The sequence below is a fragment of the Vagococcus sp. 211 genome, from assembly GCF_056322705.1.
Window position 1 is genome coordinate 1,263,386 of the sequence record NZ_CM150475.1, and the last position, 22,061, is coordinate 1,285,446.

At 36.7% G+C, this 22,061-nt stretch carries 24 protein-coding genes; 4 read left to right on the forward strand and 20 right to left on the reverse strand.

Features of this window, described 5'->3' with window-relative positions; genetic code table 11:
• Positions 1-24: 24 nt before the first annotated feature.
• A complete protein-coding gene (locus ACVWM0_RS06290) occupies positions 25-864 on the reverse strand; it encodes a DegV family protein (RefSeq protein WP_476471794.1) in 840 nt (279 codons plus the stop codon).
• 115 nt (positions 865-979) lie between these two features.
• On the opposite strand from ACVWM0_RS06290, the gene trhA reads away from it, so the two are divergent.
• Both trhA and ACVWM0_RS06300 read left to right on the forward strand, forming a co-directional pair.
• The gene (gene trhA / locus ACVWM0_RS06295; protein ID WP_476471795.1) at positions 980-1,624 is read left to right on the forward strand and encodes a PAQR family membrane homeostasis protein TrhA; all 645 of its coding nucleotides are present in this window, start codon (positions 980-982) and stop codon (positions 1,622-1,624) included.
• A 119-nt stretch (positions 1,625-1,743) separates the two neighbouring features.
• Entirely contained in the window at positions 1,744-2,295 is a 552-nt protein-coding gene (locus tag ACVWM0_RS06300) for a hypothetical protein (RefSeq protein ID WP_476471796.1), read from the forward strand.
• Between the two features lie 44 nt (positions 2,296-2,339).
• Here the strand turns inward: ACVWM0_RS06300 and ACVWM0_RS06305 are convergent, their stop codons facing one another.
• The 7 genes from ACVWM0_RS06305 to ACVWM0_RS06335 form a co-directional block, all read right to left on the reverse strand.
• Positions 2,340-2,834, reverse strand: coding sequence for a dihydrofolate reductase (locus ACVWM0_RS06305; RefSeq protein ID WP_476471797.1), 495 nt, complete (start codon positions 2,832-2,834; stop codon positions 2,340-2,342).
• 28 nt (positions 2,835-2,862) lie between these two features.
• Positions 2,863-3,810 (reverse strand): thymidylate synthase, encoded by a 948-nt coding sequence (locus ACVWM0_RS06310; RefSeq protein WP_476471798.1) that lies wholly within the window; start codon positions 3,808-3,810, stop codon positions 2,863-2,865.
• 11 nt (positions 3,811-3,821) lie between these two features.
• Complete coding sequence (locus ACVWM0_RS06315) at positions 3,822-5,723, reverse strand: ABC-F family ATP-binding cassette domain-containing protein (protein ID WP_476471799.1); 1,902 nt, start codon at positions 5,721-5,723, stop codon at positions 3,822-3,824.
• A 112-nt stretch (positions 5,724-5,835) separates the two neighbouring features.
• Positions 5,836-6,294, reverse strand: a complete 459-nt coding sequence (locus tag ACVWM0_RS06320; protein WP_476471800.1) for a hypothetical protein — start codon at positions 6,292-6,294, stop codon at positions 5,836-5,838.
• Between the two features lie 110 nt (positions 6,295-6,404).
• On the reverse strand, positions 6,405-6,767 hold the full coding sequence (locus ACVWM0_RS06325) for a thioesterase family protein (RefSeq protein WP_476471801.1): 363 nt from the start codon (positions 6,765-6,767) through the stop codon (positions 6,405-6,407).
• A complete protein-coding gene (locus tag ACVWM0_RS06330; protein WP_476471802.1) occupies positions 6,764-7,978 on the reverse strand; it encodes a CCA tRNA nucleotidyltransferase in 1,215 nt (404 codons plus the stop codon). Before ACVWM0_RS06330 ends, ACVWM0_RS06325 begins: the two co-directional genes overlap by 4 nt.
• A 10-nt stretch (positions 7,979-7,988) precedes the next feature.
• A complete protein-coding gene (locus tag ACVWM0_RS06335; RefSeq protein ID WP_476473678.1) occupies positions 7,989-8,318 on the reverse strand; it encodes a nucleotide pyrophosphohydrolase in 330 nt (109 codons plus the stop codon).
• 164 nt (positions 8,319-8,482) lie between these two features.
• Here ACVWM0_RS06335 and ACVWM0_RS06340 point away from each other — a divergent pair, with 164 nt between their 5' ends.
• On the forward strand, positions 8,483-9,343 hold the full coding sequence (locus ACVWM0_RS06340; RefSeq protein ID WP_476471803.1) for a YitT family protein: 861 nt from the start codon (positions 8,483-8,485) through the stop codon (positions 9,341-9,343).
• A gap of 10 nt (positions 9,344-9,353) precedes the next feature.
• Here ACVWM0_RS06340 and ACVWM0_RS06345 read toward each other — a convergent pair whose 3' ends face one another.
• The 11 genes from ACVWM0_RS06345 to ACVWM0_RS06395 form a co-directional block, all read right to left on the reverse strand.
• Complete coding sequence (locus tag ACVWM0_RS06345; RefSeq protein WP_476471804.1) at positions 9,354-9,896, reverse strand: YpiB family protein; 543 nt, start codon at positions 9,894-9,896, stop codon at positions 9,354-9,356.
• 15 nt (positions 9,897-9,911) lie between these two features.
• Positions 9,912-11,153: a tetratricopeptide repeat protein gene (locus ACVWM0_RS06350; RefSeq protein ID WP_476471805.1), complete on the reverse strand. Its 1,242-nt coding sequence runs from the start codon at positions 11,151-11,153 to the stop codon at positions 9,912-9,914.
• A complete protein-coding gene (locus ACVWM0_RS06355) occupies positions 11,140-12,210 on the reverse strand; it encodes a hypothetical protein (protein WP_476471806.1) in 1,071 nt (356 codons plus the stop codon). Before ACVWM0_RS06355 ends, ACVWM0_RS06350 begins: the two co-directional genes overlap by 14 nt.
• Positions 12,211-12,234: 24 nt before the next feature.
• Positions 12,235-12,480, reverse strand: coding sequence for a GlsB/YeaQ/YmgE family stress response membrane protein (locus ACVWM0_RS06360; protein WP_476473679.1), 246 nt, complete (start codon positions 12,478-12,480; stop codon positions 12,235-12,237).
• A gap of 110 nt (positions 12,481-12,590) precedes the next feature.
• Positions 12,591-12,866: an HU family DNA-binding protein gene (locus tag ACVWM0_RS06365; protein WP_476471807.1), complete on the reverse strand. Its 276-nt coding sequence runs from the start codon at positions 12,864-12,866 to the stop codon at positions 12,591-12,593.
• 235 nt (positions 12,867-13,101) lie between these two features.
• On the reverse strand, positions 13,102-14,412 hold the full coding sequence (der, locus tag ACVWM0_RS06370; protein ID WP_476471808.1) for a ribosome biogenesis GTPase Der: 1,311 nt from the start codon (positions 14,410-14,412) through the stop codon (positions 13,102-13,104).
• 125 nt (positions 14,413-14,537) lie between these two features.
• A complete protein-coding gene (gene rpsA / locus ACVWM0_RS06375; RefSeq protein WP_476471809.1) occupies positions 14,538-15,719 on the reverse strand; it encodes a 30S ribosomal protein S1 in 1,182 nt (393 codons plus the stop codon).
• Positions 15,720-15,812: 93 nt separating this feature from the next.
• Positions 15,813-16,487, reverse strand: a complete 675-nt coding sequence (gene cmk / locus ACVWM0_RS06380) for a (d)CMP kinase (RefSeq protein ID WP_476471810.1) — start codon at positions 16,485-16,487, stop codon at positions 15,813-15,815.
• A gap of 62 nt (positions 16,488-16,549) precedes the next feature.
• Entirely contained in the window at positions 16,550-17,200 is a 651-nt protein-coding gene (locus ACVWM0_RS06385; protein ID WP_476471811.1) for a LysM peptidoglycan-binding domain-containing protein, read from the reverse strand.
• A 63-nt stretch (positions 17,201-17,263) separates the two neighbouring features.
• Positions 17,264-18,697 carry a RecQ family ATP-dependent DNA helicase gene (locus ACVWM0_RS06390; RefSeq protein WP_476471812.1) on the reverse strand — a complete coding sequence of 478 codons (1,434 nt, stop codon included), beginning with the start codon at positions 18,695-18,697 and terminating at the stop codon, positions 17,264-17,266.
• Positions 18,685-19,743 (reverse strand): helix-turn-helix domain-containing protein, encoded by a 1,059-nt coding sequence (locus ACVWM0_RS06395; protein ID WP_476471813.1) that lies wholly within the window; start codon positions 19,741-19,743, stop codon positions 18,685-18,687. The genes ACVWM0_RS06390 and ACVWM0_RS06395 overlap by 13 nt, the downstream gene beginning before the upstream one ends.
• Before the next feature lie 23 nt (positions 19,744-19,766).
• Between ACVWM0_RS06395 and ACVWM0_RS06400 the strand changes: the two genes are divergently transcribed.
• Positions 19,767-19,973, forward strand: coding sequence for a ferredoxin (locus ACVWM0_RS06400; protein WP_476471814.1), 207 nt, complete (start codon positions 19,767-19,769; stop codon positions 19,971-19,973).
• A 35-nt stretch (positions 19,974-20,008) separates the two neighbouring features.
• Here ACVWM0_RS06400 and ACVWM0_RS06405 read toward each other — a convergent pair whose 3' ends face one another.
• Complete coding sequence (locus tag ACVWM0_RS06405; protein WP_476471815.1) at positions 20,009-21,862, reverse strand: acyltransferase family protein; 1,854 nt, start codon at positions 21,860-21,862, stop codon at positions 20,009-20,011.
• Positions 21,863-22,061 lie beyond the last annotated feature (199 nt).

The window sequence follows — 22,061 nt, forward strand, 5'->3', positions numbered from 1 at the left end:
TCGATCTGCTTTCAACAGTCTATTTTATTTTGTGCAGTACATAATCGCAAAGGCACCTTCACCTGCATGAGTGGCAACCAATGGTGTCGTATGGAAAATAGGCACAGACATATCTGGTTTCATCGTTACTAACATTTTCTTTAACTCTTCAGATAACTCACGACCATCTGCCTCTGAGATACCGATCGTTGTAATATTAGCTTGTGAGATTGAGTCTGTCATCGTTGCTAACCATTTAGTAAAAGTTTTGTTCCCTCTACCTTTAGCTCGTAACTCTAATTCTCCACCTTTTAATTGTAGCAATACACGCATGTTTAAAAAGCCTGATAAAGCACCCATTACTTTACCTACGCGTCCACCCTTAACTAAATTGTCTAAAGTTGACACACCTATATAAAGATGAGTGTTCTCTTTGGTTCTCTCGATTGCTTCCACAATCTCTTCTCTGCTCGCTCCTGCATTAGCCATTGTGGCTGCTTGATACACTTGGAAGCCTAGTGCTTGATCAATGTAATCACTATCAATCACAGTCACATTACTTTTTGACATGTTGGCCGCTTGGCGTGCTGTATTAACCGTCCCGCTTAACTTCTCTGTTAAATGAATGGAAATAATCTCACTGCCATCAGCACCTAAGGTATCATATAACTCCACAAATTCACCAATTGGTGGTTGACTTGTTTTAGGTAAGGTTGAAGATGCCTTCATCATGTTCATGAAATCATGAGGGTCCAAATCACGTGGATTAGCATAAATAACCCCATCAATCATCACGGAAAGATTGATTGTATGAACGTCTAAACCTACCATTTTTTCTGGAGCAATAATGCAAGATGAGTCTGTCACAATTTTTATATTCGTCATTCTCAAACCTCTTTCAAAATAAAACATTATCATGTAGAATTAAATTAATCTATCTGTTGAACAGTATAACAGAAATATAATAGATTTTCACTAAAAAAGAGAGAGGAGCTTTAAGTTGCAACATACAAACGTTTCTAAAAAATACCTTGTTGTTAATGAGGTCTTTAACGCCATTACACATGGTATTGGGACAGGTTTGAGTATCGCAGGATTAGTCTTATTGATTATTAAAGGCGCAAGCATGGGTTCTCCCATTCGCGTGGTCTCTTATAGTATTTTTGGGGCATCCATGATTTTACTTTTTTTATTTTCAACCTTGTTCCATAGTTTAATTTTTACCAAGGCTCGTAAAGTCTTTCAAGTATTCGATCACAGTTCGATTTATTTATTAATTGCTGGGAGTTATACTCCTTTTTGTTTAGTTGTCATTGGCGGTTGGCGCGGTTGGGCACTGTTTAGTGTTATTTGGTTACTCGCTATTGGTGGGATTGTGTATAAATCCATCTGGCTAAGTAAAAGAGGAAAAACGGACGTCATTCTCTATATCTTCATGGGTTGGTTATGCCTACTTGCCATTAAACCTCTCTATCAAGGACTTGGATTCAATGGTTTTTTACTTTTATTCTTAGGTGGGGTTTCCTATACCGTTGGTGCCTTCTTCTACAACTTAAAAAATGTTAAGTTTATGCATGTGGTCTGGCATCTCTTTGTTATGCTTGGCGCGATTTTCATTTTTTTCTCCGTTTACTTGTATACTTAATACCATATTTAGCAACCCTGTCAGGGGTTGCTTTTTTTTAGGACTAAAGTTTGATGACAAACACCCTTTTCTTTTATATAATGAGCTAGGAAAAGTTTAAAAAAAGGAAGTTACTACACATGGAGTTGTTTTTGGTTTACTCAGCCAATAATAGTTGGCTATCTAAAATAATTAAATATTACACAAAAGAACATTATAATCACGTGTCTTTATCTCTTACCAAAGATTTAAATACAACTTATAGCTTTGGTAGAAAAGAATTAAGTAATCCCTTTATTGGAGGGTTTGTTCAGGAAGATTTTTGGAACCCTTTTTTTCTCAACAGTGACTGTAGCATTTATTCTATTACGATTACTCCTGAGCAGTACAACCAATTAGAACAACGTTTGCATCATTTCCACCATAATCAACATGCCTACCGTTATAATTTTTTAGGACTGTTAGCTCTATCTATGGATGTGGATTTTGAACGCAGACATGCTTATTTTTGCTCTGAATTCGTGGCGACGTTACTTCAAGAGTCACGTATTATACCCACTGATAAGAAAGCACAATTCGTCAAACCCCTTGATTTGATTAACGACCAACCTTTTCAGCACATTTTCGAAGGTAAGATGGTTGATTACTTAACCCAAGAGACTTATGTTAACACAAGCATGTCATATAATTAAAAACAAGGGATAATCATTGCTGATTATCCCTTGTTTTTTTATTATTAATTTGATACTCGTTGATACGTCTCAAAATCATGAGGATACGGGTTACTATCGTCCACTGTTCCTTCACTCGTGCTAACAATGTTCCACTCGTCCCAATCTAAATATGGGAAATAAGTGTCCCCTTCAAATTCATGTTTAATTAACGTTCGGTATAACACATCGATATGTGGCAAGAAATTTTTATAAATTTCACCACCACCGGTAATAAAGGTAATCCCTTCAAAGGTTTCTGAGAACCTTAAGATTTCTTCAACAGAATGCATCACCATTGCTCCTGCTCCATCGTAAGATGTATCTGTAGTCAAAACGATTGTTTGACGATTTGGCAATAATTTTTTGCCCATTCCTTCAAATGTCTTACGCCCCATCACAATCACGTTATTTTCTGTCATTTGCTTAAAAAACTGTAAATCATCAGGCAAATGCCAGGGTAAAACGTCATCTTTTCCTATCAGACCATTCTCATCTTGAGCCCAAATTGCTGCTATCATATTTAAAAATCCTCCTATTGTTTCCCTTTTACACGGCGATTGGTGCCTTGATACCAGGGTGTGGCTGATACCCATCCAGCCCTATATCATCCATATCAAAATCAAAAATTGATTGTTTCTCTTTATTTAATACTAACGTTGGCATCTCACGAACATCTCGGCTTAATTGCTCTTTCATTTGTTCAATATGATTGACGTACAAATGAGCATCTCCAAGTGTATGAATAAACTCTCCAACTTCTAGGCCTGTTTCGTGGGCAATCAAGTGCGTTAATAACGCATAACTCGCAATATTAAACGGCACTCCCAAAAAAACATCCCCGCTTCTTTGATATAGCTGACAACTTAGTTTACCATTAGAAACATAAAATTGAAACAACGAATGGCAAGGTGGTAATGCCATAGTTGGGACATCTTCAGGATTCCACGCAGAAACAATCAGACGTCTAGAGTCAGGTGTGTTTTTAATCATATCTATAACATCTTTTAATTGGTCAATAGTCTCACCATTTGTTGTTTTCCAACGACGCCACTGAGACCCATAAATATTTCCAAGTTCACCATAAGTCTGAGCAAATAGATCGTCAGATACGATTTTCTCACAAAAAAGTGCCATTTGTTCTCGGTAAACGTCGTTAAAATCAGAATCGACCAAACAACGACGACCAAAATCTGTCATATCAGGCCCCTCGTAAGCTTCACTTTGGACATATCGTTCAAAAGCCCACTCATCCCAAATATGATTGTTGTGCTCTAATAAATATCGTATATTAGTGTCCCCTTTTAAGAACCACAATAACTCACTTTTGATAAGAGAAAAAGGCACACGTTTAGTGGTTAGTAGTGGAAAGCCTTCAGACAAATCAAATCTCATTTGATAACCGAATAAACTTTTTGTTCCTGTTCCAGTCCTATCACCTTTGACATCACCATGAGCTAAGATATCTCGACCTAATTGTAAATACGTTTCTTCCATGTCTACCTCTCCTAATCCTCTGTTTGAAACTCGCTTAAGTATTCCCAGCGAGCCATTTTATCTTCTAGAGCTTCTTCTGCTTGTGTCAGTTCTCTCTGAAGTTCTTGAAGTTTTCCTGCATTGCTTGCTTCTTTTAGCATGGTTGATTGAATGGTTTCGATTGTTTCTTCCATTTTTTCAATGTCGTCTTCAATAGTTTCCCATTCTTTCTTTTCCATGTAAGTCAATTTTTTCTTCTCTTTTACTAAATCCTTCGTTTCAACCGCAACTTCTTTGGTAACTTTAATGGCTTTTATGTCTTTCGTTGACGCCTCACCTTCAACTGTATCAAGGTAATCACTCATTGTACCGTAATACGTTACAATCTCGCCTTCTCCTTGAAAAATTTGTAACTTATTGACTGTTTTATCCAAGAAATAGCGATCATGGCTGACAGTGATAATAGCACCTTTAAAATGACGCAAGTAATCTTCTAATATCGTCAACGTTTCTACATCCAAATCATTGGTCGGCTCATCTAGCAATAGCACGTTAGGTTGTTTAATTAAAATATTTAATAAATACAGGCGACGTTTTTCTCCACCTGATAGTTTAGAAATTAATGCCCCGTGGGTATTTCTTGGAAACAAAAAGCGCTCCAACATCTCTGTTACACTAATGGTCGTGCCGTCAGATTGTTTGACTTCTTCCGCCTGTTCCTGAAGGTATTCTATCATTCGCTTAGACTCATCCATGTTTTCATTCTCTTGGGTGTAGTAGCCTAATTGAACCGTTTCTCCTGTTTCAAGAATCCCTGAATCCAAGCTTAATTTGCCTGCTAAAATATTCAGTAAGGTTGACTTACCTGACCCGTTCGCTCCAGTGATACCAAGACGCTCGTTTCCTTGAATCAATAAATCATAATCCGTTAAAATCACCTGGTCTCCCATATTGAAAGAAGCTTCTTTTAATTCGAATACTTTTTTACCAAGTCGTTTGGAAGCCGTAGTAATCTCCATGTTATCAGCACTTTGCCCGTTAGCTACCTCTTTTTTCAAATCATCAAACCGATTAATACGCGCTTGTTGCTTGGTTCCTCGGGCTTTAACCCCAGCACGCATCCACGCCAGTTCCTGTTTAAATAATTGTTTCTTTTTATGGGTCGCTTTTATATCAATTTCTTCTTGTTCGGCTCGTTGGACCAAATAAGATTGATAGTTCCCTTGATACTCTTTTAAGTGTCCTTTAGATAATTCAATGATTCTATTAGTCACTCGGTCTAAGAAATAACGATCATGGGTAACAACGACTAGGGCTCCCTTGTAATCCTTTAAATAAGATTCTAACCATTTGATACTAGCATAATCCAAGTGGTTGGTCGGCTCATCTAATAACAATAAATCTGGTTCTTGTATTAAGACTTGGGCTAAGCCTAATCGCTTTCGTTGCCCCCCAGAAATATCTGATACTTTTTTATTTAAATCAGCAATACCTAATTTGGTTAAAATCGTTTTGGCATTCGTATCTGCCATCCACGCATCTTCTCGGTTCATTCTTTCTTCTGCTTGCGTGTATTGGCGTTGATGTGCTTCATTGCTTCCATCGATTTCTAATAAATGCAAAGCTGCTTCGTACTCTTTTACCGCTTGCATGATGGGACTATGTCCTTTAAAAACCGCCTCTAAAATCGTGCTATCTTCTTCAAAGGTATGTTGTTGTGAAGCGTAACCTATTTGATAATCTTGTGGATGATCTAACCCACCTTTTTCAGAGCTGTCTTTGCCTGATAAGATGTTCATCAACGTTGATTTACCTGTTCCGTTAATACCGATTAAACCTATTCTATCTTTTTCTCTGATGATAAATGACACATCATCTAACAATACTTTATCCCCATACGACTTTACTAAATTATCCGCACGTAGTAGTTTCACAGAATCACCCATCCTTAATATTCTTGTACATTTTAACAGATATACTTCTAAGGAACAACTCACTCAAATGAAAAAACCACCGAATCTCTTCGGTGGTTACTCATATCACTCTTTAAAATTTATCACCATAAACCTCTGTTACGGTTTGATTAGCGTCAATTACAATGTATAATTTATTCTCACTTGAGACTTTCGTTGATTGATGTAAATTATCTAATCCCTCTTGCCCTGGTGTTCCTTTGTCTTGATATGGGAAATAAATAAGATCCTCTGTCTCGTCATCAAAATGAATGGCCATTTTTTCGATATCTTGATACTTCACTGCTCGGTCAAACATTCCTAATTCTAAACCGCCTAAATTAATATCATCAGTTTTCACATGGTCTGCCTCATTCAAAATTTCAATTTTGAATCCTTCGCAGGGATGAATTTTTTGGAACTCTCCGCCATGAATTCTACCATAACTTGTAGAAATACGACTAATCCACAAATCTCCAATAAACTCTCGATTAATTGTCCAAGTTTCACCGTTTCTAAAATAAAATTTCAAACTTTGCATTTCTTTTGACATGTGCAATCTCCTCTTTCTATTTAGAATGAATCACTGACTTCATGGATAATTATACCACGATATTTATAAAATGAAAACGACTTTATTAAAAACTTCACAAATAAATCACACTATCCTAATTTACCCATAAAACGCTCTTCATTCACAATGTAGCGAACGTGGGTACCATGAGCAACGGTCTCTCCCTCTTGAACTAAGCGACAATCAAAGGTCAGCGCCTTTCCTTCTCTGGCAACCAATGTCGTTATCGCCTTAATAGACGTCCCTACTCTAGACGCTTTAGTGTGGTTAAAATCGATTTTCGTACCTACTGTCGTTTCGCCAGGCGATAATCCTTCTTTCGCCAGTAACATAGATACATTTTCTACCATCGCTATTGCTCTTGGTGTGCTTAGCACCTGTAAATTGCCCGACCCCATAACCAAAGCCGTGTCTTCTGGAGCGATAAAAAACTCTTTTTCTAATGCTGTCATTCTCCTCTTCCTTTCAATGTTTGTTCCCAGTATGTGAGTAATGTGTCTGATTCGTTCACTAAGTTCCCAGCCACTACTTGTTCTTCTAAACATTTCAGAGAATTACCTAACCAAGGCCCAGGTTGTTGGCCACTATATGCCATTAACTCTTTGCCGCTAATCGCCATATCTCTCAAATGATGAATGGGCAAAGCATTGTAATCTGTAATAGCTTCTTCTAACTGAGAAGGGTAACCTAGATAATCTAGGGCTTCTTCTACTAGTTGGATTTGTTCTTCTCCCGCTTGATATAGTAGTGCTTTTGTCCAACCCTGTTCTTTTCTAAAATCTAACAAGGGACAGGCTTCTTTTATTAAGGTTGTGATGCGATTAGACGCTTTCCATTTTTTGAAAAACAAGCTAACTTTCGGTATACCAAGAGTATCGATTAATAACAACCAAGCCAATTCTTCTGTCATTACTTGTCCTTTAGTCAATCGTTCTTTAAATAAGATTAATTCTTCTTTTTTACCTTGTAGACCTGGACAATAGTTGTAGCTACCTGTTGAAATAAATGGAGCTAACCCTTTTGGTGCAGACTGACCCATTAATAATTTGACCCATTCAACGTAAATGCGTTCCACTGAAATTTTATCTAATAAAGCATGATGCAAATGAATCGCTTCTAATGTCTTTTCTTCAATATCAAAAGATAACTGACTAGCAAAACGTAACCCTCTCATCATTCTTAAAGCATCTTCAAAAAAGCGTTCCTCTGGTTCACCAACTGCACGAATGATCCCTGTTTGAATATCACTAATCCCATTAAACATATCAACTAATTCACCGTCTTTACTTAAAGCTAAGGCATTCATTGTAAAGTCACGGCGCTTTAAATCTTCTTCTAAAGACCTAACAAAAGTTACTTCATCCGGACGTCTAAAATCTTGGTACGTCGATTCTGTCCTGAACGTCGTAATTTCGTATTGTTCTCCTTCGAATAGCACAAGCACTGTCCCATGCTCAATCCCTACATCGATGGTATGCTTAAAAATGGTTTTAATTTCATCCGGAAACGCACTGGTTGCTATATCTACATCGTGAATAGGTTGATCTAAAATAACATCTCTGACACTCCCACCTACAAAATAAGCCTCGTATCCCGCTTCCTCTAATAAGGATAGTACCTCTTTAGCCTCTATAAATTCCTTTGGTAACTTATCTAATTTCATGTCATCTGTCCTATCTCTCTGTCGTTTCTTGTGTTCTATCATCCACTCGCTCAAACCGGAATTTATCTCTGTTATTAAATTTGTCCATGTTCTTGTTAAAGATATCTGTCAAATCAATCTCTAAAGAATTAGCCATGATCATAGAAACAATCAAAAGATCTCCCAATTCTTCTTCCACTGTATTTGGCGCTTCTGTGCTCTTCTTAGCCTTTTCACCGTAATGATGGTTTACTTCCCTAGCCAACTCCCCAACTTCTTCTGTTAGTCTAGCAAGTTGTGCTAAAGGAGAAAAGTACCCCTCTTTAAATTGATTAATGTAATCATCTACTTCTATTTGCATTTCTCTTAATGTTTTATCCACTTTTTTGACCTTCCTTTTACATTGCTCTGTTATGCTTATCTTATAAAAAAAAACAAGATTACGCAACACGTTGCTTTCCCTCTTGTTGTCTTATTTAGACAATGCTACTATGAAGAGGCAAGAATCAAGACAGGAGACTTCTCATGAAAACAAAAAAACATTTTTTAGTCAATGCGTTCTTTATTTTTCTCGGAACGTGTATTTTTGGGTTTGGGTTAGTAACATTCAATATGGCTAATAATTTAGCAGAAGGCGGTATGACTGGGATTACTTTAATTATTTACAATCTGTTTAGTGTCAATCCGGCCTTATCCACCATCATTTTAAATATCCCCCTCCTTCTCATAGGGCTTAAAATATTAGGCTTTGAAGCGTTAATCTATACCTTCATTGGTACCTTTTCTCTTTCTTTAAATTTATGGTTTTGGCAAAAATTTCCCGTCGCACTATCTGTTGACAACGACCTCCTTATCGCAGCTCTTTTAGCAGGTTTATTCGGTGGACTTGGGAGTGGGCTTGTTTATAAATTTGGTGGAACCACAGGTGGAACAGATATTGTGGCTCGAATTATCGAAAAACGATACGGATTAACCATTGGTAGATCACTGCTACTGTTAGATGTGGTGGTCTTATTACTATCTCTATCTTACCTATCCATTAAAGAGATGATGTACACGCTCATTGCCGTCTTTGTCTTCAGCCAAGTGGTTGACTTCGTGCAAGAAGGGACCTATTCTGCTAGAGGCGCTTTGGTTGTATCCGACTCTTACGACCTCATTGCTCAAAGAATCATTAATGATATGGGGCGCGGTGTCACGTATTTAAAATCAGAAGGGGCTTACTCCAATACTGAACGAAACATTATTTTCTGTGCAGCTAGTAGCGTTGAGATTAATCGCATTAAGGAGATTTGTTTTGAAGTAGATAAAGATGCCTTCATTTCCATCATTACCATTAACGAAGTGCTAGGTGAAGGATTTACCTTCGAAAAAAAGATTGACTAGATTATCATATCTAGTCAATCTTTTTTATGTGCTGGTATTCTTTACTCAATTGCATAAATAACGCTTCATCGCCGTTTTCTAGTGCTTGATCAATACTATTCAACAGCTTATTCAACGTTTGGTGTTTATGATACTGTGTCAAAAACGTCTCTACTTTTTGACACATGTCTCCGTCCAACTCTTCATCTCTTAAAGAAATAAAAGGGTTCGCTTCAATCAATCGTTCAAACACACTTTGACCCACATCAGGTTGAACCATAACACTGATATATAACGTTTCTTTTTGTCTTTGTCTAACATCTTGAAAAATAACATTAGGATCTGTGATTGTTTCATGTCCTTTTCGAAGCAACATACCAGGTCCCTCGAAACTTTCATCCTTTAGGATTAATCCCCTAGGTGTCTCCTCCGCTTTATCCACAAACACCACTCGGTGCAGGACTCTTTCATGATTCAATAAAAAAGTGAGCACCCAATAAGCATGCTTTTCTTTTAAAGGAATGTCATTAAGCAACCATGACACATAGCGTTTCTTATCACTCAACGTTACCATGCTAATCACCACCTATTATTCTTCAACGAGTGACACAATCTCCATATCTCCAGGTACCATTTCTAAATAACGAGCTAACAATGACATTGCCTCTTCCTTGCGTCCTTCTTCTCTTAAGAACAAGCCAAAATCACGGATAAATTCAGCATCATCAAGTAAATAATCTTTTGCTTTATCATAGAAATCACTTGCCTTATCAAACATTTCTTCTCCGTAGTACGCTTGTGCTAAGTACCAGTAAGCCAATCCTTGATCTGGGTTTTCCAAGTGAGTCAGTAAATCAATGACTTCTTCATAGGCTTCTTCTTTTAACAATAATTCAGCTAATTTAATCTTAGAAAAGTCCACTTCGACTTCTAAAGAAATCACTTCTTCCAAATAACCTTTTGCTTCTTCTTTTAAGTTAGAACTATAAGCAGCTGCAGAGGCTAAGTGATACAACATAACTTCATAAGGGTTCGCTGAAATCCCCGCTTCGGCTACATCTAACGCTTCTTCAAATTCTCCTTCATCAAACAAGATTTGACCTAATGGGTAATGAACTTGATTGAACTCTTCATCCATTAAATGCACCTGTTTTAATAAATCAATGGCACGTTGATTCTCTCCAATTTGGTAGAACGTTAAGGCTAGTTGGAATAAGCGTTCAACGGTCTCTTCTTCTTCAACAGATGTTTCTAAATAAGCAATAGCTTCTTCAAATTCTCCGATTCGAGATAACGCCACACCAATACGTTCCGTTAGAGACACAGGAGAATCGAAGGTTGGGTATTGTTTTTGTAACCCTTGATAAGATTCAATGGCTTGTTTGTAGTTTTCTGATGCAAAATAAAGTTCTGCTAATGACAAATCTAATAACGGTTCATCTGGCATGAATGCTTTCGCCGCTTTTATTTTTTGTTCACTCACTTCAGGGATACCTAACATTTGATAAATGTCAGCCTGAGTGACTAAACTTTGTGGATAAACATCGCTACTTTCCTCGATTTGTTCTAACCATTCAAAGGCTTTCTCTAATTCATCATTTTCTATAGCAATTTCAGCCAAAGAAATGCGTAACGCATCATCTTTAAATTCTTCTAATAATTGCTCAAATAAACTCTGAGATTCTTCTAAAAAGCCTAATTGAAATAAATTATCGGCTAATTGTAAGCGCTCTTCAGGTAAGTCTTCTTTTTTAGCTTTCTCAAAAAAGACCTGAGCCCCCGCTAAATCGCTATTTGATAATGCTTCTAACATTTGTTTACTGTATGACATGATTAAAAGTTCCTCTCTCTTCGTAGTATGTCCGATATGATTCAATGGCATGATACAACTCTTCTAAAGTAGGTAAAGACGTATCACATGCTTCCCCTATCTGAGTTAACCCCAGAATACGTGGTGATCTCTGGCACTCTTTTAGGATAGCTTCACTTAAATCATAAGTCACCATACGACGTGGTAATCTTAAATTTATAGATACTATCTGTGCTACCCAATCATAAAACGTTTCCCTATCAAAGGTCAAGCCTCCCCTATCAAAAGCCCAAGTTAAATGTAAGAGTAGGCCAATGCATTCCTTTTGAGTACTATCCAAATAGTGCCCTTCGTGCATTTCATACAGTCCTTTACTGAACAATTGACCAAAACTCCGATAATCAGTAGGTAGTTTTAAGCTACTTTCAATGATTTCTGGCAAATAAGCAATTAATTGATTGTCCATAAAATGATTAAATAAAGTCTCCAATAATCCTTGATTCGTTAAAAAACCAACACGTAATAACAAGTTGAACTCTTGCACTGTATGGACGTAAACGTCGGTTTCTGGAGTCAAATGCAAGTCATAAACAACTTTTTCTGGCAACAAGGAAAGACGGCATTGATTCAATCTCTTATGGTCGTCCAACATCGCTTCCCCTGACAAACTATCTATTAACCCAACAATATCACTTGGTAAATAATACAACCCCGTAATATAATTAGATGTGGCTGCTACATACCCACACAAATGATAACAAGAAGCATCACCCATTGAAAACAGTAGGGTCTCTTTTGGTAACGCCATTTCGTCAATATAGTCAATCAACTCCTTGTAGGCATCCAAAGTATTATGCTTCACTGCATTAGGAAGAATGTACCAATGAAAAGCATCAATCGTCGGTACAAGCTGAATTAATTTATCGTACCATAACTCATAGTAATCCTCACTAGAAACAAACAAAACGTGAGTTTTCCTCATTAACTCTTCAAAATATCCCTCGTGTATTAACTTATTAAGGGTTTCTGCATAGGTTAATTCAAGTACTTTTTCTTCTTTTTCTATAATCTGTTTCACCTGGTTCCTCCTTTAGAACAATCATTATCTTTTTCTAGTAAAGATAGATGATATTGCCACAACAATCACGGCGCCTAATATAGAAGGTACCAAGGCCATTCCTGCTAATTGACCACCCCAGTCATTCCCAAAGAGTTTCTGACCAATCGATGCGCCTACAAGACCTGCTACAATGTTAAACAAGCAACCTTTCGAATCCCCTTTACTTACTAACATCCCTGCGACTGATCCAATAAAAGCGCCGACGATTAATATCCATACCCAATACATCATGTGTTTGTCCTCCATTTCTTAACTGTTCTTCTTCTATTTTAAAAGTTATTACCATAAAATGCAAAAAGTAGCACTAATGTTTGACCATTAGTGCTACTTTTTATACATTATTTAACCGCATCTTTCAATGCTTTACCTGGTTTAAATGCTGGAACTTTGCTAGCTGCGATTTGAATTTCTTCACCTGTTTGTGGGTTGCGACCTTTACGGGCTGCTCTTTCACGAACTTCGAAGTTACCAAATCCAATAAGTTGAACTTTTTCACCTTCAGCTAAAAAGTCTTGAATTGAAGCGAAAACTGCATCTACTGATGCAGTTGCATCTTTTTTAGTTAGACCAGTTGCTTCTGCAACTTTTTCGATTAATTCTGCTTTGTTTGCCATGTTTCAATTTCACCTCCTCAAAAAAGGATAGTTTGTGTATTTGGACATCATATTTTAGGCAACCATTTTTGAGTGGTCCAAAAATGATAAATTGAAATATTGTACCATCAATACTTCTTTAACAAAGATACCACAAGAAACAAGTGATATCAAGGTTTTTGACGCTTTTTATTACGAATATTATTTCTTTATAAATAAAATTGAATAAAATAAAAGGGTATGTTAAAATGCCCTTTTATTTTCTGCGTCTTGCAATCACCCGAATTGGTGTTCCCTCAAATTCAAAGGCTTTTCTAATTTGATTTTCTAAAAATCGTTCATAAGAGAAATGCATTAATTCTTCCTCGTTAACAAATACAACAAAAGTAGGTGGTTTCACCGCTACTTGTGTGGCATAGAAAATTTTCAAACGTTTCCCTTTATCCGTAGGTGTTGGGTTCATTGCCACCGCGTCCATAATCACGTCATTCAAGATAGATGACGGGATTCTTAACTGTTGATTCAAGCTAACTGTTTCAATCATCTCTGGCAATGTATGAAGTCTTTGCTTAGTTTTAGCTGATACATAAGCAATCGGTGCATAATCTAAATAACGAAATTCTTTACGAATGTCTTCTTCAAATTCTTTCATAGTGTGATTATCTTTGTCTAAAGTATCCCACTTATTGACAACGATAATCACACCTTTACCTGCCTCATGAGCAAATCCTGCAATACGTTTATCGTATTCGCGAATTCCCTCTTCAGCATTTAATACCACCAATACAACATCTGAGCGGTCAATAGCACGCATGGCTCTCATTACGCTGTATTTCTCTGTGTTTTCGTAAACTTTTCCTTTTTTACGCATACCGGCTGTGTCAATCATAATGAATTCTTGTCCTGATTGTGAAACAAAGGATGTATCAATGGCATCTCTTGTTGTTCCAGCAATACCAGAAACAATCACTCGGTCTTCACCTAACATAGCGTTAATGAGTGATGATTTACCAACGTTAGGGCGTCCAATTAAACTGAAACGAATAATATCGTCTTCTTCTTCCTCTACTGAGAAATCTAATTGTTGTAAGGCTTGGTCTAACACATCTCCTAAGCCAATCCCGTGTGTCCCTGATACTGGGTAAGGATCGCCTAATCCTAGTGAATAAAACTCAAAGATGTCATTTCTCATCTCAGGATTGTCCACCTTATTCACGGCTAAAATAACTGGTTTGTCACTGCGGTATAAAATTCTTGATACATATTCATCAGCGTCTGTGACACCTTCTCGGCCACTTACTACTAAAATAATAGCATCCGCTTCTTCTATTGCAATCTCCGCTTGATGTTTAATTTGATCCATAAACGGCTCGTCGCTCATTTCAATACCACCTGTATCGATAATACTAAATTCGCGTCCTAACCATTCTCCATGAGCATAAATTCTATCTCTCGTAACGCCAGGAATATCTTCCACAATGGAAATACGTTCTCCTGCGATTCGGTTGAATAATGTGGATTTCCCCACATTTGGTCGGCCAACAATGGCTAAAGTTGGAATTGCCATATTTGCCACCTCCTATAATAACTTATTCGTTCTTTAGTAGTTTATATGAAGGATAATCATGTTGCAAGTAAAACATGATACTTCCCACATAAAAAGTCAGGTTCTCACCTGACTTTAATGAAAATTTATTCTTCAATTGTAATATCTGTGTTAATCACATCGGCTAAAGTAAAGCCTGTTGATTCTTCTGGCATAGTATAGCTTTCTTCTACTTCTACTTCTGCCTCTTCTTTTTCTTCTAAGGCTTTAATGCTTAAGCCAATACGTCTATTTTCTTCACTAACGTCTAATACTTTTACTTGAACCGTTTGGCCTTCTTCTAGTGCTTCATGTGGTGTTGCAATGTGTTTGTGAGAAATTTGAGAAATATGAACCAATCCCTCAACGCCTGGTAACACTTCTACAAAAGCACCAAATGATGTTAAACGTTTAACAACACCTTCTAATACCGATCCAACCGCTGCATTATCAGCAATGTTGTCCCATGGTCCTGCCAGTGTTTCTTTGATTGATAATGAAATACGTTCTTTTTCAGGTGTCACACTCAATACCTTCACGTTTACTTCATCACCTACTGTTAACACTGAATCTGGTTTAGCAATATGTTGATGCGCTATTTCAGAAACATGAACTAATCCATCAACGCCACCTAAGTCAACAAAGGCACCGAAGTCAGTTAAACGAGCCACTGTTCCAGTCAACACATCTCCTGCTTGGATTTTTTCTAGAATTTCTTTTTTAGCGATTGCTTTTTCAGCTTCAATCACCGCTCTATGAGATAAAATCAAACGATTCTCAGAAGGTTCAATTTCAATAATTTTGTATGTTAATGTTTTTCCTTTATAATCAGAAAAATCAGAAACAAAGTGATCTTCGATCATTGATGCCGGAACAAAACCACGTACACCTGCGTCAACGACTAATCCACCTTTAACAACATCTGTTACTGGTGCTTCGATGACTTCGCCAGCTTCGAAAGATTTTTCGATATCTTCCCACACTTTTTTAGCGTCGATGCGACGTTTTGATAAAAGATAATTACCATTTTCTTTGTCCTTGCCGATTTCTGAGATAACAACTAAATCAACTACATCACCGATGTTTACAACGTCTGTTACATTTTCAACTGGTATTGTTGATAATTCTTTCAATGGAACGACACCTTCGACACCTGCGCCAATGATACCAACAATTGCTTGTTTGTTATCATCAATCGATAATACTTCACCTTGAACAGTATCACCAATTTTTACTTCTTGTACACTTGCCATTGCATCTAACATTGTTTCATTATTGTGCTCTGTCATACTCTCTTCCTCCTAAACAACAATTGGTCAAAATCTACCTATATCTCTATTTTACCTAAAATAAAAGAACTTTACTAGAGTAAAAGCTTTATTTTAGTTAATACTTGTTTGAAACACGCTTTTTATAGCGTTTACCACTTCGTTTATGTCCATTCCTGTCGTATCTACCAAGATAGCATCTTCAGCTTGGACTAAAGGCGAATTTTCACGAGTAGAATCATAGTGATCTCTTGCAGCAATTTCTTGTTTTAACGTGTCAAAATCCGTTTCAATGCCTTTTGATTGATTTTCTTTGTAACGACGTTCAGCTCTCTCTTCCACACTTGCGACTAAAAATATTTTCAAATCAGCGTGAGGTAAAACAACTGTACCAATATCACGACCGTCCATAATAATACTAACCGAATTAGCGATGTCTTGTTGACGTCTTACCATTTCTTCGCGAATCAACTTATGTGCGGATACTGCCGACACGTTATTGGTTACTTCTGTAGAACGAATAGGTTCAGTAACATCTACATCATTGACAAACACTTTTTGTCCCTCTTCATGGTACTGAAAAGTAATACTCATTGTTTTTAGACAGGCCACTAAATCAGATTCATTGTCAACATCTAATCCATTAGCTAGTGCTTGATACGTTAATGCTCTGTACATTGCTCCCGTGTCACAGTAAATAAACGATAACTCTTTAGCTAAAATCTTAGCGACTGTGCTTTTACCAGCTGATGCTGGGCCATCTATTGCAATTTGTATAATTTTATTCATTTTCATAACACCTTTGTCTTAATATAATTTAAAAAGTCGCCATACGACGACTTCTTGTTTTCTTATTGTACTCGGATTGCTTGACCACTTTGAATGTTTTGAGAATCAATACCTGGGTTTAATTGAATTAATTCTTCCACAGACATGCCATTGTTTTGGGCGATACGCCATAAACTAATGTTTTCTCCCTCACCAAAACTTACAGATGGGCCACTTGGTGCTTGTTGTTGGTTCCCTTGGTTTGCTGTATTAGCATTGTTTTGCGCTTCAGCAGGGCTTACTTCTACATCTTCAAACGTGCTGCTTGGCGTTGTATTAACTGGTGCCTTGCTTGGGCTTGTACTAGCAGAGCTACTTGATGACGATGATGTTGAAGACGATGATGATGTCTCCTTCGTTTCAGAGCTCTCAACACTTGATGATTCTTTTGTTTCTTTTGTTTTTGATGAACTTTCCACCACAATTGAACTTGGTGTTACTTCTTGATTGTTCATTTTGTTATTCATATTAACGTATAAAATCGCTCCAGTTGGAATTAATACAATTAAGAATAATAAAATGATTAGTACAACCATATACCAATTTTTATTTTCAGATTGAGTACGACGATCTGTTCTAGAACCATCATCTTCTCCCTCTTCATAAATCGGTTGTTCCCATGGTTCTTGAGTATTTGTCTCTTTGTCATCAACATTTTTATTTTTTTTGCTCACTTATAAACCTCCTCAAAACTTCTTTTATTATTCTATCACATTACTGAAAATAAAGCTTTACATTTATTGAAAAAATAATTTTTCTAATCGTTTTAACCCACTTTTTTCATCATCTGAAATGACTGTTATATCAGTCATCTGGTTAATATCCGGTCGTTTATCCGAACATAAATCACAACAATATTCTGGTTTTTCTAAATGAACATCATCGTCCCCAAAGTAACTTAAGATATGCTCTCTTCGGCATTCTTTTTGAAGCATGTAATCTTTCATTCTATACACATTATGTGTGTGCTGTTTTTTCTTACGCTCTAGTTGTTGCTCAAATTGTTCCCAACTTGTGTCGCTTTTAAGGATTTGTTCTAACCATCTGGCTTGTAACTCTGTTAACAGAGGCGTCATCTTAGCGACTTCCTCCTCTGTTTTCCCTTTTAAAAACATTAAATCTTTTTTTTGATTAAAGGTGTCATCATGTAAAAAGAAATGAATTCTCTCATCCCCTTCATTATAAAGGACAATTGAAATACTCTGCTCACCATCCCGTCCCCCACGGCCAGATTCTTGCACGAAACTTTCTAGGCTTTCTGGCACATGGTAATGAATCACATAACGGATATTAGGCTTATTGATTCCCATACCAAAGGCACTCGTTGCACATAAAATCCGAATGTCATCTGTGATAAACTGCTGTTGAATTTTCATCCGGTCTTCATTGCTCATATCACCATGATAAAAAGAAACCTTGAAATCAAGCGCCTCATTTAATAAGTTAGCGACACGCTCAGCTTCTTTCTTACTAGAAAAATAAATAATACCAGGCACGGGATTCGATTTAGCAAAATCAATAATATAAGCACTCTTATCTTCTGTCATCACTACATCATAATAGATATTGTGGCGATCAACAGATAGTAATACCTGCTCATACTCCTTTGTAAACAGCTGTTCTGCAATGTCTTGTCGAACAATATCAGTAGCTGTTGCAGTGAGTGCCAATGTTAACGGGTTCGATAACCTCGCTTTAACCTGATTCAACTGTAAATAACTAGGACGAAATTCATGGCCCCACTGGGAAATACAGTGAGCCTCGTCCACAACAAACAGACTAATACCAATGTGCCTTAATTGTTCTAGGATGTCTTCTTGATTTAACATTTCTGGACTCGTAAAAATAAATTTAAACCGAGACAATTGGCGAATTAATTGTTGCTTTGAGGTAAAATCTAGGAGGCTATTAATAGCCACAACAGACTTTTCCCCTTGTTGTCTTAATTGATTGACCTGATCCTCCATTAGGGAAATGAGAGGAGAAATAATGAGAGTATGGCCTTCAAAAAAATAACTAGGGTATTGATAACACAAAGATTTACCTGTCCCTGTTGGTAAAATAGATAAGACATCCGACCCTTTCAACAAGGCTTCTACAGTTGCTTTTTGCCCTGGCTTAAATGTCGCATAACCAAACCGTTTGTTTAATATTTGTTCTAAGGTTTCCATCTCTCAGCCTCCTGTTCGGTTAAAAAATATTGATAAAATCTAAATTGATAGAAATTGAGTTGTGGAAATGCTGCTTGGCACTCTTTAAAACGCCAATGCTTAAAATCAGGGTTCGTTGCAACGTATACTGACATCTGTTTTTTCGTGTCCTCAGTTAAAAACAAATCCGAGCCAGATGCCATGTTTGTCAAATAATACTCTAAAATATGATCTGTTATAGTACTGCTTTTCAAATGCCTCTGAATACCAATTTCTTCTATAGACATCCCCTTAGAAAAATAATCAAATGTTATTTCCATGGTTTCTTTTTTGCTCCCGTTCATATCCAAATTCAATACAGATAAAAACACAGGGTATCTATCAGGATTAGACAAGATATGAGTTATAACCCTGTGCCAAGTGTCATAAAAAATAAAATCACTTTCATAATAAGACATCCCCTGTTCTTGCCCAAGTTGATACAAGGTTTGTCCCGTTATGTCATGTCCTACTAATTGATATGTTAGAAATATCTCACGTTCCTCAGGGAGTATTTGAACGATGGATACCCATTCATTATAGAACGAGCCTATCACATCATCTTGTTGTTGAGCTAACCAGTGTTTAATGATTTGCTGCTTATAGGGATTGCTTTCAATCGGCCAATACCTTGCATTCTTATGTTTCTTTTCTGATAAAATTTGAGTAATAAATAGAATTTTTTGCCAAAAAGACACATCGTATTTCCAATACCTTATTTTATCTAGACCAATCATGTTCATTGGATGATTTGCCACAACCACCTTCCCCTTCTCGGTCATTCGGTAAATCCCTTCCCCTTCCTTAGACAAGTACCCTTCCTGAACAAGCTCATATAGGATATGTTGGTACTCTTTTTCTTCTAAACGAGGGTATAGGTAGTAATAAGGTAATAATTGATAAAAATAGCCATAAGTTAAGGTTGAGGCAGTTTTTTTTCCTTTCAATAGGTGGTACAATGTGGATGCACGCATGTTTTCTTCGTGTTTAAAACAAGATAAAATAAATCGATTAATATAAGTCATCATTCACCTCAAAGGAGTTTTTAGTTATGAAATGTGTTATTGTTCCAGAAAAATGTATTGCTTGTGGCCTTTGTCAAATCAAAGCACCTGATTTTTTCGACTATTATGATAATGGGCTTGTCAAATTTTTAGAGTCTGAAGACCTTGATAAAACAGTGCCAGATGATATTCCAGAAGCTCTATTAGAAGCATACAGACATTGTCCCACTCGCGCTATCTTACTTAAAAAATAAAAAGTTATCTCACCCATCACGGCGAGATAACTTTTTTATTTGACTTCTTTTAATATTTCACGTGTTACTAAAGAAGTAAATGCCTCGCTACCTTCAATATTAACATGAATACCGTCTTCTTCAAACCATGTCGTTTGCCCTTCGGAAATACTTTTCCAATCAATCAAATGGGCATTATCATATCTTTTCGCTGTATTGTCAAGTTCCTTATTGACTGATGTTTGCCAAGGCCTGTTTACCATTGTGTTCATGAAGAAAACAGGTCTGTCACCAATAACAGCCATAATCTCATCGATGTCTTTCTTCTCAAAACTACCATTAGTACCTAAAACAACAAGTACCACATCTCCTAATTGCTCTTTTTTCTCTGCTTTTTTAAACACCTCTAAACTATCCATCAGCTGTCTGCCCACTTCTGCATCTATTTTACTGTTAGGGAACACTGTTTGGATTTCTGGTGCAGCACTTAATAAAAGAGAATCACCTATCGCTCCAAGTTTTATGCTCTTAGCCTGTTCTTTTTCCTTTTCTTTTAAGGGAGCAATTATCGGATTAGGCTCAATTGTTTCTTCTGTCGACGCTATGGTTGTTTCTGACGTAGATTCAACTGTACCACTTTCCTCTGTTGTTGAACTTTCCTTGACCTCGGATGTAGCTTGTGTTGGGCCTTCTTCTAGTTTATTCTTATTTTCTTTTAGCTTATTTTCTAGATTTTGGCTTGCTTCGGTCTTGCCGCTCGTAGCCATCACTAAACTGCCACTAAAACCAAGCATTATCAGGACACAGACGCCCATTATTAACTTCTTCTCTTTGATTGTAGAGAAGACATCCTTCAAGGAAGAACGGCTCATTTTCGTAACGATACGATACGTTAATTCTGATAAAATTAAGATAAGAGTCAGTTGTAGCAACAAATGTAACCAAACATTTTGACCATTCCAACCGGTTATTTTTTCATAGGCCACAATAACTGGGTATTGCCATAAGTATATCTCATAACTTCTGGTCCCAATCCAATCAAATAAAGGATTAGTAAACAAACGATTCATGTCTTTTGACACAATAATTGTCCCAAGAAGCAATGTAGCGATGCCACTAAAAACAAACATCCCACCAAAATAAGTCATTTTCGCTGTATCCGTCACAAAATAATAACTAGCACATAGTAACGCGAAAGAAACCAACCCTACAGCTTTATCTCTAGCAACCATTAAGTCGTATATTTTATTTTTCTCTTGTAATTCAATGGCTAACCATGAACCAAACATAATTGAAAACAAACGCGTATCTGTTCCATAATACACTCGGTCAATCATATCAGGTTGATACAACAAACCCATCAATAATGCAGATATACCTCCTAAAAATAGCACGGCATGCTTCAATCGTTTCGTATCTTCTTGCTTGTACATCACAAAAGCAAACACAATAGGCCAAATAAGATAAAATTGTCCTTCTATTGATAGTGACCATAAATGAGTAAAAAAGGATTCATTCCCAAAACGATCAAAATAAGAAGACCCACTGCTCATTTGCCACCAATTATTGATATTAAGTAAACTGGTCGCAACAACTTCTCTAAAGTTTAATAAAAATGCCTTAGAGTAAAACATTGCCCAGTTACCAAAAAGAAGTAACACAATAAGTAATGAAGGATAAATCCGTTTCATTCTTTTTTTATAAAAGGATCCCAAGGAGACTTTATGCGAACGCCCCCATTGATTTAGTAATATATTTGTCATTAAATAACCTGAAATAACAAAAAATAAAGGCACTCCTAAGTACCCTCCAGGTAAATATTTCGGTAGTAAATGATAAATTAGAACACCTAGCACGGCGATGGACCTTAGTCCATTGATTCCTGTAATGTATGTTTTCTTGCCTTCCAACCGCCACACCTTCCTTTACCGTTATGTAACATATATTAAAACAATTTTACAATTATATCAATAGATTTCTTGATTTTATGGTGAAAACTACAAAAAAAGCTCAGATACATCTCTATTCTACACTAAATCACGCGTTTATGTTACAGTTATATGACTAAAGTTACAAAACGATCGGAATTAATTCACAATTTATTCATAA

Excerpts from the sequence above, each read along its gene's own strand:
- ACVWM0_RS06290 (WP_476471794.1), bottom strand. The coding sequence starts at position 864 with ATGACGAATATAAAAATTGTGACAGACTCATCTTGCATTATTGCTCCA.
- ACVWM0_RS06300 (WP_476471796.1), top strand. The coding sequence starts at position 1,744 with ATGGAGTTGTTTTTGGTTTACTCAGCCAATAATAGTTGGCTATCTAAA.
- ACVWM0_RS06305 (WP_476471797.1), bottom strand. The coding sequence starts at position 2,834 with ATGATAGCAGCAATTTGGGCTCAAGATGAGAATGGTCTGATAGGAAAA.
- ACVWM0_RS06310 (WP_476471798.1), bottom strand. The coding sequence starts at position 3,810 with ATGGAAGAAACGTATTTACAATTAGGTCGAGATATCTTAGCTCATGGT.
- ACVWM0_RS06320 (WP_476471800.1), bottom strand. The coding sequence starts at position 6,294 with ATGTCAAAAGAAATGCAAAGTTTGAAATTTTATTTTAGAAACGGTGAA.
- ACVWM0_RS06325 (WP_476471801.1), bottom strand. The coding sequence starts at position 6,767 with ATGACAGCATTAGAAAAAGAGTTTTTTATCGCTCCAGAAGACACGGCT.
- ACVWM0_RS06330 (WP_476471802.1), bottom strand. The coding sequence starts at position 7,978 with ATGAAATTAGATAAGTTACCAAAGGAATTTATAGAGGCTAAAGAGGTA.
- ACVWM0_RS06335 (WP_476473678.1), bottom strand. The coding sequence starts at position 8,318 with ATGCAAATAGAAGTAGATGATTACATTAATCAATTTAAAGAGGGGTAC.
- ACVWM0_RS06340 (WP_476471803.1), top strand. The coding sequence starts at position 8,483 with ATGAAAACAAAAAAACATTTTTTAGTCAATGCGTTCTTTATTTTTCTC.
- ACVWM0_RS06345 (WP_476471804.1), bottom strand. The coding sequence starts at position 9,896 with ATGGTAACGTTGAGTGATAAGAAACGCTATGTGTCATGGTTGCTTAAT.
- ACVWM0_RS06350 (WP_476471805.1), bottom strand. The coding sequence starts at position 11,153 with ATGTCATACAGTAAACAAATGTTAGAAGCATTATCAAATAGCGATTTA.
- ACVWM0_RS06360 (WP_476473679.1), bottom strand. The coding sequence starts at position 12,480 with ATGTATTGGGTATGGATATTAATCGTCGGCGCTTTTATTGGATCAGTC.
- ACVWM0_RS06365 (WP_476471807.1), bottom strand. The coding sequence starts at position 12,866 with ATGGCAAACAAAGCAGAATTAATCGAAAAAGTTGCAGAAGCAACTGGT.
- der (WP_476471808.1), bottom strand. The coding sequence starts at position 14,412 with ATGGCAATTCCAACTTTAGCCATTGTTGGCCGACCAAATGTGGGGAAA.
- rpsA (WP_476471809.1), bottom strand. The coding sequence starts at position 15,719 with ATGACAGAGCACAATAATGAAACAATGTTAGATGCAATGGCAAGTGTA.
- cmk (WP_476471810.1), bottom strand. The coding sequence starts at position 16,487 with ATGAATAAAATTATACAAATTGCAATAGATGGCCCAGCATCAGCTGGT.
- ACVWM0_RS06390 (WP_476471812.1), bottom strand. The coding sequence starts at position 18,697 with ATGGAAACCTTAGAACAAATATTAAACAAACGGTTTGGTTATGCGACA.
- ACVWM0_RS06395 (WP_476471813.1), bottom strand. The coding sequence starts at position 19,743 with ATGATGACTTATATTAATCGATTTATTTTATCTTGTTTTAAACACGAA.
- ACVWM0_RS06400 (WP_476471814.1), top strand. The coding sequence starts at position 19,767 with ATGAAATGTGTTATTGTTCCAGAAAAATGTATTGCTTGTGGCCTTTGT.